Raw genomic sequence first — 15,237 nt, 5'->3', positions numbered from 1 at the left:
CTGGTACCCGACGCTGCGCTCGTGCGCACCAAACTCCTCTTGCTCGCCGCGGCGCCGCTGCTGCTGATCGGGCTGAGCGTGTCCGCCGCCCAGGCCGCCGACGCGCCGACCGTCCACATCAACGAGGTCGAGTCCAGCGGCGGTACGCCGGGCGACTGGGTCGAGCTGGTCAACACCGGCCCCGCCGCCGTGGACCTGTCCGGCTGGATCGTCAAGGACAACGACGACACGCACGTCTTCACGATCGCCGCCGGGACCACGATCGGCCCGGGCGCCTTCCTGCCGGTCGACGTGGAGAGCTCGTTCGGGCTGGGGGCGGCCGACTCCGCGCGGCTGTACCTGCCGGACGGCACGACGCTCGTCGACTCCTACTCGTGGACCGCGCACGCGGCCACCACCTACGGCCGCTGCCCCGACGGGTCGGGCGCGTTCGTGACGACCGCCTCGTCGACGCGCGGCGCGGCCAACGACTGCCGCGAGCCCGGCACGGCGATCGTGCGCATCAACGAGGTCGAGTCCAACGGCGGCACCCCCGGCGACTGGATCGAGCTCACGAACACCGGCTCCGCCGCGGTGGACCTCTCCGGCTGGGTGCTCAAGGACAACGACGACACCCACGTCTTCACCATCGGGGCCGTGTCGATCCAGGGCGGCGCCTTCGTCGCGTTCGACGTCGAATCGGCCTTCGGGCTGGGCAGCGCCGACTCCGCGCGGCTGTTCACGGCGAGCGGGGCGCTGGTCGACTCCTACTCCTGGACGGCGCACGCGGCCACGACCTTCGGCCGCTGCCCCGACGGCACGGGCGACTTCGCCACCACGACGGCGAGCACGAAGGGCGCCGCCAACGCGTGCGCGGGCCAGACGCCGGCGCTGCCCTGGCCGGGCGGCTCCGCGGTGACGACGGTCGACGCCGCCAACGTCCTCGGCGGCAACATGAGCGGCCTGGCCTACGACGGTTCCTCGCTCTGGGCCGTCAAGAACGGACCGGGCACGTTGTACCGCCTGAGCTGGGACGGCACCCAGTGGAACCCGGCCGCGACCTACGTGCTGCACTACCCGAGCGGCACCGGCGACCCCGACGCCGAGGGCGTCACCCTCGCGAACGGGGCCGTCTACATCTCCACCGAGCGCGACAACAGCAACGGCGGCGTCAGCCGGCCCGCCGTCGAGCGCTTCGACCCGGCGACGGGCGCGATCACCCGGGAGTGGAACCTGACCGCGGACCTGCCGCCGGTCGCCGCGAACAGCGGCCTGGAGGGCATCACCTTCGTCCCGGATTCGTACCTGACCGCGAAGGGCTTCCGCGACGAGCACACGGGCGCGGCGTACAACCCCGCGACCTACCCGAACCACGGCGGCGGGCTGTTCCTCGTCGGGCTCGAGGCGAACGGGTCCATCTACGCGTACGCGCTGTCGGACGACGGGTCGTACACCCGGGTCGCCACGATCGCGAGCGGCTTCGTGAGCGTGATGGACCTGCAGTACGAGCCGGAGACGGGCCCGATCTGGGCCGTGTGCGACGACACCTGCGGCGGCCGCACGGCCACGCTCGACGTGGACGCCTCGGGCAAGCTCGCGGTCACGAAGGTCTACGAGCGCCCGGCGGGCATGCCGAACTACAACAACGAGGGCTTCCAGATCGCGCCGCAGTCGGAGTGCGTGGCCGGCCAGAAGCGCGTCTGGTGGTCGGACGACACCAACGACGAGGGCCACGCGCTGCGGGCCGGCACCATCGCCTGCACGGTGCTCGACCCCGACGCGGACGACGACGGCATCTACGACGCGGTCGACCCCCATCCGAACACCGCGGGCGACGACTTCACCGGCGGGCGCATCCTCGACCGGGCGGGCCGCACGGTCACGGTGTCGCCGGGCCTGACCTTCACGGTGGGCGCCGGCACCGCTGCGCTGCTCGTGCGCCTCGACGGCAGTTCCTCGACGATCGCCCTGGGCGCCGGCGTCTATGTGCTCGGTGCGGGCACCGTCTCCACACGCTCGGGCGAGCCGGCCGTCGTGACCGTCTCCGTCAAGTCGCAGCCGATCCTGCTCACGGTCGCGGCCGGGGGCTCGGTGACGTACGACGACACGCTCACCGGCATCTCCTCCACCGGCCCGGTCCAGGTCCGGGCCGCGAGCCAGCCGGCCTCGGCCTGCGCGGGGATCGCGGTGCAGAACGTCATCGTCGGTGCCACGGGCAACGACCGCCTGGCCGGCACCGCGGGCAACGACCTCATCCTGGGCCGCGGCGGCAACGACGTGGTCGAGGGCAACGGCGGGACGGACTGCATCACGACCGGCCCGGGCAACGACACCATCACCACGGCCGACGGCAACGACTGGATCGACGCCGGCGGCGGCAACAACGTGATCCGCGCCGGCGACGGCGACAACACGGTCCTGACCGAGTCCGGCAACGACACCATCACGACCGGCTCGGGCCGCGACACGATCGACGCCGGCAACGGCAACAACGTGATCTCCGCGGGCGCGGGCGACGACACGGTGACGTCGGGCAGCGGCAACGACACCGTGGACTGCGGGGCGGGCACGGACGCCGCCCACCCGGGCCGCGGCAACAACACCAATTCCGGCGCGCGCTGCGAGTCCTTCACCGGCTGAACGGCCGCGCGCGCCAGACATAGAGAAACGGCCTCCGACCGGGTGTCGGGGGCCGTTTCGTCACATCCCCCGATATGTCGGGCGCTCCGCGCCACGACATATCGCATTTTTCTCCTGACGGGGCATAAGTCCGAAAAGTCGTGGCATGGAGTGCCCGACTTTTCGATCATGACCGCAGCCAGCGCAACCACGCCGATCTCTGACGCCGCCCTTCGGCAGCACCGTAGAAGTCGAACGCCCCAACAGCGCCGCACCGATCGGACGCACCTCGCGCGGTCGGCGATCGCAGAGAACACGAGACCGCTCACCGTCGTCGGGCGCCCCACCGTCCGCAGCGCGAACGCCAGCCCGAGAGGTGCCGGTGGGCGAAGCCGCTACTCGGGAGCGAGCACCCCCGGGCACCACACCCCGCCCCGCGACGCAAGCGTCGGCCTCGGGAGGTCCGCGAGAGTGAACCCCCCGCTGAGGGGCGAGCGCGAAGCGAGCGCGAAAAACCCCCGAACCGTCCCCGGCGCGATCACCGCCAGCAACACGGACGCCAGCCCCCGGGGGGGTGCGGGTGGGCGGAGCCCCCCGCTGGGGAGCGAGCGAAGCGAGCGCGAAGACCCACCGAAGCCCCCGGCAAGCGGCCCCCGCCGCGAAGCAGGGGCCGCCGAAGAGGTGGCCCCGGCGCGAATCGAACGCGCGACACCCGCTTTAGGAGAGCGGTGCTCTATCCCCTGAGCTACGAGGCCGTTGTGCTGCTGCTCCGAGTCTAGGGGAACCATGGCATCGACCGAAATCGCGTATCCGTGCAACCTTGCCCCGGGCCCCGCTCGTTTCAGTCCGACCGATGCGAGACGAGTACGTCGAGTACGTCACGGGGCGGACCGCGCCGCTGCGGAGGCTTGCGTTCCTGCTGTGCGGCGACGAGCACCACGCCGACGACATCGTGCAGCTCACGATCGAGAAGCTCTACCGCCGCTGGGCGCGGGTCAGTGGGATGGAGCACATCGACCAGTACGTGCGGCAGATGCTCGTGCGCACGTTCCTCGACGAGCGGCGGCGGCCCTGGGCCCGGGTGCGGCTGTTCGACCGGACGCCCGAGCCGGCTCAGGCGCCGGTCGACGGCGAGTCCGAGACCGCGCTGGCCGTGCGGGCGGCGCTCGCTCGGGTGCCGAAGCGACAGCAGGCGGTGCTCGTCCTGCGGTACCTCTGCGACCTGCCCGTCGACGAGGTGGCCACGATCCTGAACTGCTCCCCCGGCACGGTGAAGAGCCAGTGCTCGCGGGCTGGCGGCCATGCGCCGGCTCGTCGGGGTGAGGCGCACCCGCTCGACCCGCGGGCCCTGTACGCGGCGGACGTCAACGCCAACGGGGCGGTGGTCGGCACCCGCTGGGCCGACGAGAACCAGAAGGACGGCGTCGCCTGGACCGAGCGAGACGGCCGGTTCCAGGAGCTGGCCGGGCGCACGCGACCGCGGCGGGCATCAACGACCGCGGTCAGATCGCCGGCACCGTCGCCGGCAAGCCGGTGACCTGGGCGAGCGCGGACTCCCCGCCGGTCGAGCTCGAGGTGCCGGCCCCCTACGACACGCCCGCGCGGGTGAACGGCATCGACGAGGACGGCACGGTGGCCGGCGGGCTGTTCCGGAACGGCTTCTACGTTCCGGTCGTGTGGGCCTCGGACGGGCGGTTCCAGGCGCTCACCGTGCCGCGGGGCGACGGGGTGTTCCCGAACCTGACCGCCGACGGCATCCGCAACGACGGGCGGACGATCGCGGGCGAGGTGCCTAACGATCAGAGCGGTTCGACGGCATACGTGTGGACGTGCCGATGAGGGCGCGGGCGCGGGCCACCTTCACCGCCTCGGTGAGGGTGGCCAGGTCGTAGGCGCCGTAGTGGCGCTGGCCGTTGATGAAGAACGTGGGCGTGCCGCCGACGCCGCTCAGGTCGGCGGACTCGACGTCCTGCGCGATCCGGGCCGTGTGCGCGTGACGGATGAGATCCTTGTGGAAGCGCTCGCGGTCCAGGCCGAGCTGCTCGGCGTACGCCACCAGCGCCATCGGCTTGAGCTCGTCCTGGTGGTCGAGCAGCAGGTCGTGCATGGGCCAGAAGGCGCCCTGCTCGGCCGCCGCCTCGGACGCCTCGGCCGCCAGCTGGGCCTGCGGGTGCACGTCGGTCAAGGGCAGGTGCCGCCACACGTACCGCAGGTCGGCGTCGGAGAGCAGTTCGCGCACCACGGGCTCGGCCTGGCCGCAGTACGGGCACTGGAAGTCGCCGTACTCCACGATCGTCACGGACGCGCCGGCCGCCCCGCGCACGTGGTCGACGCTCACGTCCACCGGCGGGATGAGGTCCACGAGCACCTCGGCCTCGCCCAGCAGTGCCCGGGCCCGGCGGTGCTTGGGCATGAGCGCCGTCACGCGGTACACCACCCAGGTGAGCAGCGACGCGAGCACCGCCGCCGCGAGCACGCCCAGCTTCGCCTCGGCGAGCGTGTCGCCCGTGAACGCCAGGCTGGCGATCAGCAGCGACACCGTGAAGCCGATGCCCGCGATCGTGCCGCTGCCGAGCACCGCCGCCCACCCGGCCCCGGGCCGCACCCGGCCGCCGGACAGGCGCGTGACCAGCCACGACGTGCTGACCACGGCAACCGGCTTGCCGAGCACATAGCCGGCGAGCACGCCGAGCGTCACCGGCGAGGTGAACGCCTTCGTCAGGAACGCCCCGTCGATCGGGATGCCGGCGTTGGCCAGGCCGAAGAGCGGGACGATCACGTAGCTGCTCCACGGGTGGTACATCCGCTGCAGGCGGTCGTTCGGCGACAGCGTGCGGGTCAGGCCCAGCGACGCCGAGCGGGCCAGCTCCGCCGTCGGCTGCTCGCGGAAGAGCTTGAACAGCCCGCTCGCCGCCTCCAGGGCGCCCCGGGCCGGGGTGTACGCGGTCGCGGTGAGGCCGATGGCCAGGCCGGCGACGACGGGGTCGACGCCGGAGCGCAGCAGGAAGTACCACAGCAGAATGCAGAACGGCGCGTAGACGGCCCCCGAACGCACCCCGAGGGCGCGCAGGCCGAGCAGCGCACCGAACACCGCCACGGCCATGAGCAGCGGCATCGCCGCGATGTGCTCGGAGTACGCCACGGCGATGACGATCAGCGCGACGAGGTCGTCGACGACGAACACGGTCAGCAGGAAGATCCGGGCCTGCTCGGGCACGCCCCGGCCGACGAGCGCCAGCAGGCCCAGCGCCAGCGCGGTGTCGGTCGACATCGCCACGCCCCAGCCGTGCGCGCCCGCGCCGCCGGCGTTGAACGCGAGGTAGATGCCGACCGGCAGCACCATGCCCGCGACCCCGGCCGCGAACGGCAGCAGGAACCGGCGCCGGTCGCGCAGGTCGCCCAGGTCCAGCTCGCGCCGCGCCTCCAGGCCGACGACGAGGAAGAACAGCGTCATGAGCCCGCTGTTGACCCAGGTCCGCAGATCGTGGGCGAGCTCCCAGCCGCCGACCTTGAGCGCGAGCTCGGTGCGCCAGAACCGCTCGTACCCCTCCGCGTCGACGTTGGCCCAGACCAGCGCGGCGACGATGGCGGCCACGAGCACTCCCGCGCTGCCGGACTCGGTCGCGATGAAGCTGCGCAGCGGTGCGGCGATGTCGCGGCGCCAGAGGGACTTGCCGCCTTCGGACGACGGGTCGGCCATATCGGCAAAGTCTAGGCTCAATGATCGTGGGCATACGGGTGGTGATCGCCGACGACCAGGCGATGGTGCGCGACGGGCTGCGGCGCATCCTCGGGGCCGCGGGCGACATCGAGGTCGTGGGCGAGGCCGCCGACGGGGTCGAGGCGCTGGAGCTGGTGCGCGCCGAGCGGCCCGACGTGGCGCTGGTCGACATCCGGATGCCCCGCATGGACGGGCTCACCCTCACCCGCGAGCTGGCCGGCGGCCCCACCCGGGTCGTGGTCGTGACGACGTTCGACCTCGACGAGTACGTGTACGCGGCCCTGCGCAACGGGGCGGCCGGCTTCCTGCTCAAGCGCTCCGGCCCGGCCCTGCTCACCGAGGCCGTCCGGGCCGCCGTCTCCGGCGAGAGCCTGATCAGCCCCGCGATCACGGTCAAGCTGCTGCGGCACCTGTCCGGCCCGCGCCCGGAGTCGCCGGAGCCGCTGACCGAGCGCGAGCTGGAGATCGCCGCGCACGTCGGGGCGGGCCGCACGAACGCCGAGATCGGCGCGGAGCTGTTCATCTCGGCCGGCACCGTGAAGACGCACGTCGCCGCGGTCCAGCGCAAGCTCGGGGTCCGCAACCGGGTGGGCATCGCGGTCTGGGCCTGGAACCACGGGGTCGTCGCGCCGTGAGGGCGCTCTGGCTGCTGCTGCTGATCGTCCCGGTGCTGTGCGGGCTGCCGTTCACCCGCGCCGACGGCGTGCTCGTGAGCGTCGCGGCCATGCTCGCCGTGGCGGCGGCCGTGCGCCCCTCCCTCGCGCTCTGGGCGGCCGCGGTCTCGGTCGCCGTGACCGTGATCTATCGGGGTCCGCCGCAGCCGCCGGGCCTCTGGTTCATCTTCGAGTTCACCCCGCTGCTCATCCTGCTGACGCGCACCGCCCGGGCGGGCCGGTGGGTCGCGGCCCTCGCCGCGCTCGCCGTCACCGTCCTGCCGCTGCGGGTCACCCTCCACCAGCCGAACCACCGGCTCGACGCGTCCGTGCTGGTGGTCGCCACCGCGTTCGCGTGCGCCGTGGCCGCCGCCGGGCTCGGGCTCTTCCTGCGGGCCGGGGACGCGCGGCGAGCCCGGGCCCTGGCCGCGGCCAAGCGCTCGCAGCGGCTGGAGCTGGCCCGGGACCTGCACGACCTCGTGGCGCACGAGGTCACCGGGATCGTGCTCGAGGCGCAGGCGGCCCGGGTCGCGCCCGCCGCGGACTCCTACGAGCGGATCGAGGCCTCGGGGCAGCGGGCGCTCGCGGCGATGGACGACATGGTGGCCGCCCTGCGCGACGACGCCGCGCCCGCGCGCCTGCCCGGCCTGGCCGACCTGCCCGGTGTCGTGTCGCGCTTCGGCCCGGCGGCGACGCTGTCGATAGCCCCGGGCGTCGAGCTGCCCGAGGCGGCGGGCAACGCGGCCTACCACGTGGTGATCGAGGCCCTGACGAACGCCCGCCGACACGCCAATGGCCAAGTGGCCATAGCACTGAGCGAGAACGCCCTGCTCACCGTGATTTCGGACATATCAGGAATATCGGGCACGCGGCCGAGCGGTGGCCACGGGCTCGACGGGCTGCGCGAGCGAGTCGAGGCCGTGGGCGGCACGTTCAGCGCGGGACCGCGAGACGGCAGGTGGGAAGTGCGCGCCGATCTCTCCCGTTCGGCAGATGTGCGGGAGCGGGAGCGCCAGCAGCCTTGAGGACATGCTCGAACTGCTCGACATCACGAAGGTCTACAAGGGACAGAAGCGCGCCGTCGACGGGCTCACGCTGCGGCTCGAGCCGGGCCTGATCGGGCTCCTCGGGCCGAACGGGGCCGGCAAGTCCTCGCTGCTGCGCATCGCCGCCACGGTCACCCGGCCCACCGGCGGGCAGGTGCGCTTCGAGGGGCAGGACGCGGTCGCCCGCCCCGACGGGCTGCGGCGCGCGCTCGGATACCTGCCGCAGGACTTCGGCGTGTACCCGAACCTGTCCGCGGTCGAGTTCCTCACCTACCTCGCCGCCGTCAAGGGCCTCTCCACACGCTCGGCGCGGGCCCGCGTCGACGAGCTGCTGGAGCTGGTGAACCTCACCCACGCGGCGAAGCGGGCCCTGGGCGGCTTCAGCGGGGGCATGCTGCGACGCGTCGGCATCGCGCAGACGCTGCTCGGGGACCCCCGCGTGCTCATCGTCGACGAGCCGACCGCCGGGCTCGACCCGGAGGAGCGGGTCCGGTTCCGCAACCTGCTCAGCGACCTCGCGGCCACCCGGGTGGTGCTGCTCTCCACGCACATCGTCGGCGACGTCGAGTCGGTCGCGGCCCGGATCGCGGTCGTGAAGGGCGGCCGGATCCGCCTCGACGGGGCGCCGGAGGACCTCCTGCGCAGCGTGGCCGGGCACGTGTGGGAGGCGACCGTCCCGCCCGCCGACGCCGCCGGGCTGCAGCAGCGGCTGCTCACGACCCGGGCGGTGCGCACGCCGCAGGGGGTGCGGCTGCGGATCCTCGCCGTGCACCGCCCGCTGCCCGAGGCCGTGCCGGTCGCCCCCGACCTCGAGGACGCCTACGTCGGGGCGGTGAACCGGTGATCTCGGCCGCGACGGCCGACTTCCGGGAGCGGGTCCGGCGGCCGGCGTACCTGCTGATGCTGATCTCCGCCATCGGGCTGGGGCTGCTCGCGGTGCCGGCCGTCGACGCGCACTGGTCGGTCCTCGTGATCGGGGGCTTCCGCGGGCGGTACACCAGCGGGTACGTCGGCCTGGTGACCGCGCTGACGAGCGCCCTCTGGCTCACGCTGGTCGGCTTCTACCTGGTGCGCGACGCCGTGGCCCGCGACGAGCGCACCGGCGTCGGGCAGCTGATCGCGGCCTCGCCGATGCGCACGCCGGCGTACCTCGCGGCGAAGCTGCTGAGCAACGTGGCCGTGCTCGCCTCGATGACCGCGGTGCTGGCCGCCACCGCGCTCGTCCTGCAGCTGCTGCGGGGCGAGTCCCGCGCCGTCGACCCGGTGGCCCTGCTGTTGCCGTTCGTGCTCATCGCGCTGCCCATGCTGCTGCTCACGAGCGCGCTGGCGCTGCTGTTCGAGGCGACGCCGGTGCTGCGCGGCGGGGTCGGCAACGTGCTGTGGGTCTTCGTGTGGATGGTCGGCGCGATCGCCGGGCAGTCCCCGCGGGCGCCCTTCGGCGGGATCGGGCTGCAGCCGGTGACCCTGCCCGCGGGGGCGTCGCAGGACGTCGGGCTGGGGCTCATGTACGTCGAGGAGCCGCTCGAGGTCTTCGACTGGCCCGGCCTGCGGCTCTCCCCCGCGTTCCTCGGCGGCCGCGTTGCCCTCGTGCTCGTGGCCCTCGCCATCGCGCTGCTGCCCGCGCTGTGGTTCCACCGCTTCGACCGCCCCGCGCGCCCGGGCCGCTCGTTCGGGCCCGAGCCGCGCACCGTCTACGCGGGACTGCCGCGGACCGCTCCCCGCTACGGCCTCACGTTCCCGCGCCTGCTGGCCGGCGAGGCGCGCATCCTGGTCGCGGGGGCGCCGCTGTGGTGGTGGCTGGGCGCGGGCGCACTGTTCGTGGCGGTCTTCGTGGTGCCGCGCGGGGCCGCGCTCGCGGTCGCGTGGGTGTGGCCGATCCTGCTGTGGTCGCGGCTGGGCACGCAGCCGGCGCTGTCGGGGGTCGCGGCGCTGCTGGGCGCCTTTCCGTCACCGCGACGGCGGGTGCTGGCCGAGTACGGCGCGGGCGTGCTGCTGACGCTCGTCCTCGGGCTCGGTGCGATCGCGCACCCGGCGACGATCGCCGGAGCGTTCTTCATCCCGGCGCTGGCGCTGGTGCTGGGCACGCTGACCGGGGCGCCGAGGGTCTTCCAGGCCGTCTACACGCTGCTGTGGTACCTGATGATCAACGACCTCGGCGCGCTGAACTTCATGGGCATCCTGCGCGGCGGCCCGGGCCCGCTGTTCTGGGCCGGTTGCGCGGGCGTCTTCGTCGCGGCCGCCCTCGCCTGGACGATGGTGCGGGAAGGTCGTCGCTAGCGGATGCAACAGCCCTCCGCGGCCGGAGCGTCGTGCCGGGTATGAGGGCGGTGACGCGGTGATCGGCTTCGAGGAGTACGTGCGGTTGCGGGGCGAGCGCCTGGTGCGCCTGGCCCGCCTGCTGGTGCGCGACCGCCACCTGGCCGAGGACCTGGTGCAAGAGGTCCTCGGCCGCGCGTACGTGCGCTGGGACCGGGTGAGCCGGGCCGACGACATCGACGTGTACGTGCGCCGCATGCTCGTCAACCGCCATATCTCCTGGCGCCGCCGCCGCTCCTCGGCCGAGGTGGCGACGGACGCGTTCGGCGACCTCGCGGCGGCCACGGACATCGGCGCGGAGGCCGCGGAGCGCTCGGCCGCCTGGGCGCTCATCGCCGACCTGCCGCCGAAGCAGCGCGCCACGATCGTGCTGCGCTACTACGAGGATCTCGACGACGCCACGATCGCCCGCATCCTGGGCTGCTCCCAGGCGACCGTGCGCTCCCAGTCCATGCGCGCGCTGGCGACCCTCCGCCGGCAGCTGGCCGACCGCGAGGAGGTCCTCCCGTGAACGACCTCGACCCCCGCCTCACCACGGCGCTGCACGCGCGCGCCGACGGCGAGGTGCACATCGAGTCGCTCCTGACCGCTTCGGTACGCCACGGCGTGCGCCACCGCCGCAACCGCCGCCTGCTCATCGGCGGCGCCGCGGCCGCGACGGTGGCCGCGATCCTGGCCACGACCGCCCTGCTGCCCCGGGCCACCCAGCCGCCCGCACCCGCCGGCACCCCGCCCCGGCCGTCCGCCTCCGCTTCCCCGGCCGTCGTCCTGCCCCGCCCGCCGGTGGCCGGATCGGGGCGCTCGCTGTCGGCAGGCGCCCCGGTGGGCGACGCCTTCCAGATCCACCTGGACGTGACGGACCCGGACGTCCTGCACCTCTCGTACTCCTCCGCGGCCGGCCTCGAGTCGCTGCGCGTGACCCGGGGCAGCACGTCACCGAACGGCTACGACACGTATCGGTTGACCCTGGGCGACTCCCCGGACCTCTGGACCGGCGACGGCGCCGTGGCGCCCCTGCCCGAGGCGGGCCGCAAGGGCGAGATGAAGACCGGCGACGGCTGGGCGGCGCTGCGCTGGCAACCGATCGACGGCATCTGGGCGACCGCCCGCCTCGAGTTCCGGCGAGAGGACCCGAAGCCGGCCCCGAACGCGCGCGGGGGCCTGCTGGAGATCGCGCGCTGGGTGCGCCTCGACCGCGTGCTGCGCTGCGCGGCCGACTTCCGCCTGGGCTGGGCCCCGGAGAACGCCCGGACGGTGGGCTGCGGACTGGACTGGTCCGGCCGGACCGGCTTCGTGGGCTTCGCGTTCGGCACCGCCGACGACGGTTCCCCCTTCTACCTCACCGAGATCGCCCCCGGCGACGTGCACCCCAACGCCTCCTACGGCGGCGTCCCGTTCCAGTCCGGCCGCGACGGCTCGACGATCGAGGTCGGCGGCCGGGCCTTCTCGATCGAGGCCGGAACGTCCGGGGTGCCGAAGGACGTCCTGCAGCACATGCTGACGAGCATCCAGCCGAGCCCGGGAACGGTGGACCCGTTGACGTGGTAAGTCCGAAAGACGATCTCCACGGGCCGCAGCCGCGGCTATGGTGGCGACCGTGCGGCTGGACTTGCGGATTCTGGGCCCGCTGGAGGCTCGGACTCCGGACGGCGACGCCCTCGACCTCGGCGCGCGCAAGCAGCGCGCCGTGCTCGCGATGCTGCTGCTCGAGCCCGGCCGGGTCGTGTCCGTGGACCGGATCGTCGACGGGCTGTGGGCGGGGGACGCGCCCGCCAGCGCGTACGGGACGCTCCAGGCGTACATCTCCCAGCTCCGCCGCGTGCTCGAGCCCGACCGGGCGCCGCGCACGCCGCCGGCGGTCCTGCTCACGCGGGAGCCCGGCTACCTGCTCGCCGTCGACGACGACCAGGTCGACGCCGCCCGCTTCGCCGCCGGGGTCGAGACCGCCCGGGCCCGGCTCGCGCAGGGCGATCTCGCCGCGGCCGAGCAGGAGCTGAACGCGGCGCTGCGGGAGTGGCGGGGCGCGCCGCTGGCCGACTTCGCCGACGAGGCGTTCGCCGCGGCCGCCGCGGCCCGCCTCGAGGAGCTGCGCGACGGCGCGCTGGAGGACCTGGCCGAGGTGCGGCTGGGCACCGGGCGCACGGCCGCGGCCATCGCCGACGCCCAGGCGCTGCTGGAGCGCCGGCCGTTCCGCGAGCGGTCCTGGGGTCAGCTCATGCTCGGCCTGTACCGCGAGGGCCGGCAGGCCGACGCCCTCGCCGCGTTCCGCCGCGCCCGGGCGGTGCTCGACGAGGAGCTGGGGCTGCCGCCGGGCCCGGAGCTGAGCGCGCTCGAGTCGGCGATCCTGCGCCAGGACCCGAAGCTGGCCCACCGCCCCGCGCCCCACCAGGAGCCGCGGCGGACCCGGCTCGTCGGGCGGGAGGCGGAGCAGCGGCGCATCGCCGCGCGCATCCAGCAGGCGCGCCAGGGCAACGGCGGGGTGCTCCTGGTCGTCGGCGAGGCCGGGCTGGGCAAGACCAGCCTCGCCGAGCGGGCCGTGGAGCTGGCCGGCGCCGACGTCACCACCGCGTGGAGCCGCTGCGTCGAGGCGAGCGCGACCCCCGCGTTCTGGCCCTGGCAGCAGGTGCTGCGCGCGCTGCAGGGCACCGCCGGCGTCCAGGACATGCTCGCCGGGAAGGCGACGACCCACGAGCGCGACCCGGCCACGGCCCTGTTCCACCTGCACGAGGCCGTGGGCGAGGCGCTGCGCTCCGCCCCCGGCCCGCTGCTCATCGTGATCGACGACCTGCACGTGGCCGATCCCTCGTCGCTGCAGCTGCTCGCGCACCTGGCGCCGGCGCTGCCCGGGCGGCCGATCCTGGTGCTGGCCACCCTGCGCCCCGAGACGACCGACGCCGGCCCGGCGCTGCGGGAGACCCTCGCGCTGCTGGCCAACGAGCGCGGCGCGGAGCGGCTGCGGCTGGCCGCGCTGACCGAGGGCGACGTCGCCGAGTTCGTCGAGCGCCCCGGCGCGGTCGCGCACGCGCTGCTGGAGCGGACCGGCGGCAACCCGTTCTACCTCCAGGAGCTGCTGCGACTGCTGGAGAGCGAGTACCCCGACGGCTGGGGCGACGCCCAGGCGGTCGCCGCGTCCGGGGTGCCCGAGAGCGTCCGCGACGTGATCACCCGGCGGCTGTCGCGGCTGCCGGAGCCCACCCGCGAGCTGCTGGAGACCGCCGCCGTCATCGGCCGCGACGTCGACCTGCTCCTGCTGGCGGCCGCGACCGACCGGCCGGACGAGGTGGTGATGGCCGGGCTCGAGCCGGCCGTCGGGGCGGGCGTGCTGCTCGAGCTGCCCGACGGCTGGGACTACCGGTTCTCGCACGCGCTCGTCCGGGACGCGGTCTACGGCGGGCTGAGCCGGCTGGAGCGGGCCCGCCTGCACCGCCGCGTCGGCGAGGCGCTCGAGGCGTTCGACCGGCCCGACGACCCGGACCTGCTCGGGCTCCTGGTGCACCACTTCACGATGGCCGCGCGGCTCGGGGTCGCCGACCGGGCGGTCCGCTACGCGACCCGGGCCGCCGAGCTGGCGATGGCGCAGCTGGCGTACGACGAGGCGGCGCGGTACCTCGAATCCGCCCTGGGAGCCCTGGACCCGAAGCGACCGGGCGCGGCCCGGGCCCGGTGCCGGCTGCTGGTCCAGCTGGGCACGGCCCGGCGAGCGGCCGGCGACGTCGACGGCACCCGGGCCGTGCTCGACGAGGCCCTGACCCTCGCCCGGCAGATCGGCGACGACGGGCTGGCGATGGACGCCGCGACGCTCTTCGGCGGGGCGACGCTGTGGACCTGGCGGCCGTACCTCACCGTCGACGAACGCATGATCGCCACCCTGCGCGACCAGCTGGACCGGCTCGGCCCGCACGACGTCGAGCGCCGGGCGGTGCTGCTCGGCACGCTCGCCGTCGAGCTGTACCACCACCCCGACCGCGATCTCGGCGAGGCCCACGCGGCCGAGGCGGTGCGGCTCGCCCGCGGCCTCGGCGACCCCGAGCTGCTGGCCCGCACGCTGAACAACCACATGTGCGCGACCCTGGTGCCGCAGCGGCTGGCCGAGCGCCGGGCGAGCGCCGACGAGCTGCTGACCCTCCCGGGCCTGCCGCGCACGGCCGAGATCATGGCCCGGCTGCAGCGGATGATGACCGAGGTCAGCGCGGGGGACGCGGCCGGCTTCGACGCCGACCTGGCCCGCTGCGTCCGGCTCGCCGAGGGGATCCGCGCCCCGGTGCTGGCCGCGCAGGTGCGCTACGCGCAGGCGGGCCGGGCGATGCTGGCCGGGGACTGGGTGGCCGGGGAACGGCTGGTCGGCGAGGCGTTCGCGCTCCAGGAGCACACGACCCTGTGGGGGACGCAGTGGATCCGGCTCGCGCTGCTGTACACCAGCCGCCGCTTCCAGGGCCGCCCCGGCGAGCTGGTCGACGAGCTCGTGTGCCGGGCGGACGAGCCGCACCTGCAGTTGCTGCGCCCGACCGCGGTGCTGGCCGCGTGCGAGTCGGGCGACGAGGCCCGCGCCCGCGCACTGGTCGAGCGGTGGGGCGCCGCCCGGGAGAAGCTCTGGTGCTGGGACTTCGTCGCGTTCCAGTGGGCGCTGGTCGCGGCCCGGCTGGGCACGCCCGACCCGCGCGAGCTCTACGCCGAGATCGAGCCCTGCGCCGATCGTTTTCCCCCGCTCGGCACCGGCGGCACCACCTGGGGCACGTTCGACTTCGCGCTGGCCGAGCTGGCCGCGGCGCTGGGCGAGCCCGAGCGCGCGCTCGGGCACGCGCGGGCCGCCCTGGAGGCCCACCGGCGCCTGGGGGCCGCCCATCTCATCGACATCTCCGCGGCTCAAGTCGCGGCCCTAGTCGTCACCAAGTCCTGACCAACC

The 15,237-nt window shown here is 74.4% G+C and carries 11 protein-coding genes and 1 tRNA gene; 10 read left to right on the top strand and 2 right to left on the bottom strand.

All coding sequences use genetic code 11. The annotated features are described in order from the left end of the window. The first annotated feature begins 21 nt into the window (after positions 1-21). Positions 22-2,619, top strand: coding sequence for a lamin tail domain-containing protein (locus AC6JBM_RS46845; RefSeq protein ID WP_497980100.1), 2,598 nt, complete (start codon positions 22-24; stop codon positions 2,617-2,619). Positions 2,620-3,280: 661 nt separating this feature from the next. Here AC6JBM_RS46845 and AC6JBM_RS46840 read toward each other — a convergent pair. Then, positions 3,281-3,353, bottom strand: a tRNA-Arg gene (locus AC6JBM_RS46840). 98 nt (positions 3,354-3,451) lie between these two features. Between AC6JBM_RS46840 and AC6JBM_RS46835 the strand changes: the two genes are divergently transcribed. Both AC6JBM_RS46835 and AC6JBM_RS46830 read left to right on the top strand, forming a co-directional pair. Beyond that, a complete protein-coding gene (locus AC6JBM_RS46835) occupies positions 3,452-4,135 on the top strand; it encodes a sigma-70 family RNA polymerase sigma factor (protein ID WP_497980099.1) in 684 nt (227 codons plus the stop codon). Then, positions 4,132-4,437, top strand: coding sequence for a hypothetical protein (locus AC6JBM_RS46830; protein ID WP_497980098.1), 306 nt, complete (start codon positions 4,132-4,134; stop codon positions 4,435-4,437). Before AC6JBM_RS46835 ends, AC6JBM_RS46830 begins: the two co-directional genes overlap by 4 nt. On the opposite strand, the gene nhaA is transcribed toward AC6JBM_RS46830, so the two are convergent. Then, positions 4,391-6,298, bottom strand: coding sequence for a Na+/H+ antiporter NhaA (gene nhaA, locus AC6JBM_RS46825; protein WP_497980097.1), 1,908 nt, complete (start codon positions 6,296-6,298; stop codon positions 4,391-4,393). The two genes, AC6JBM_RS46830 and nhaA, sit on opposite strands and share 47 nt — an antisense overlap. Positions 6,299-6,324: 26 nt before the next feature. Here nhaA and AC6JBM_RS46820 point away from each other — a divergent pair, with 26 nt between their 5' ends. From AC6JBM_RS46820 to AC6JBM_RS46790, 7 genes are all read left to right on the top strand, one after another. Beyond that, positions 6,325-6,954, top strand: a complete 630-nt coding sequence (locus AC6JBM_RS46820; protein ID WP_350619699.1) for a response regulator — start codon at positions 6,325-6,327, stop codon at positions 6,952-6,954. Continuing rightward, positions 6,951-7,997 (top strand): sensor histidine kinase, encoded by a 1,047-nt coding sequence (locus AC6JBM_RS46815; protein ID WP_497980096.1) that lies wholly within the window; start codon positions 6,951-6,953, stop codon positions 7,995-7,997. The genes AC6JBM_RS46820 and AC6JBM_RS46815 overlap by 4 nt, the downstream gene beginning before the upstream one ends. Positions 7,998-8,001: 4 nt before the next feature. Next, on the top strand, positions 8,002-8,862 hold the full coding sequence (locus tag AC6JBM_RS46810; RefSeq protein ID WP_497980095.1) for an ABC transporter ATP-binding protein: 861 nt from the start codon (positions 8,002-8,004) through the stop codon (positions 8,860-8,862). Continuing rightward, positions 8,859-10,295 carry an ABC transporter permease gene (locus tag AC6JBM_RS46805; protein WP_497980094.1) on the top strand — a complete coding sequence of 479 codons (1,437 nt, stop codon included), beginning with the start codon at positions 8,859-8,861 and terminating at the stop codon, positions 10,293-10,295. The genes AC6JBM_RS46810 and AC6JBM_RS46805 overlap by 4 nt, the downstream gene beginning before the upstream one ends. Before the next feature lie 61 nt (positions 10,296-10,356). Next, the gene (locus AC6JBM_RS46800) at positions 10,357-10,845 is read left to right on the top strand and encodes a SigE family RNA polymerase sigma factor (RefSeq protein ID WP_433090392.1); all 489 of its coding nucleotides are present in this window, start codon (positions 10,357-10,359) and stop codon (positions 10,843-10,845) included. Continuing rightward, complete coding sequence (locus AC6JBM_RS46795) at positions 10,842-11,882, top strand: hypothetical protein (RefSeq protein WP_497980093.1); 1,041 nt, start codon at positions 10,842-10,844, stop codon at positions 11,880-11,882. The genes AC6JBM_RS46800 and AC6JBM_RS46795 overlap by 4 nt, the downstream gene beginning before the upstream one ends. A 49-nt stretch (positions 11,883-11,931) precedes the next feature. Beyond that, positions 11,932-15,231: an ATP-binding protein gene (locus tag AC6JBM_RS46790; RefSeq protein WP_497980092.1), complete on the top strand. Its 3,300-nt coding sequence runs from the start codon at positions 11,932-11,934 to the stop codon at positions 15,229-15,231. Positions 15,232-15,237 lie beyond the last annotated feature (6 nt).

Source organism: Dactylosporangium thailandense, assembly GCF_059739745.1.
The sequence above is the reverse complement of the archived record's forward strand: the minus strand, read 5'-3'. Positions and strand labels throughout refer to the sequence as shown.

Excerpts from the sequence above, each read along its gene's own strand:
- AC6JBM_RS46810 (WP_497980095.1), top strand. The coding sequence starts at position 8,002 with ATGCTCGAACTGCTCGACATCACGAAGGTCTACAAGGGACAGAAGCGC.
- nhaA (WP_497980097.1), bottom strand. The coding sequence starts at position 6,298 with ATGGCCGACCCGTCGTCCGAAGGCGGCAAGTCCCTCTGGCGCCGCGAC.
- AC6JBM_RS46835 (WP_497980099.1), top strand. The coding sequence starts at position 3,452 with ATGCGAGACGAGTACGTCGAGTACGTCACGGGGCGGACCGCGCCGCTG.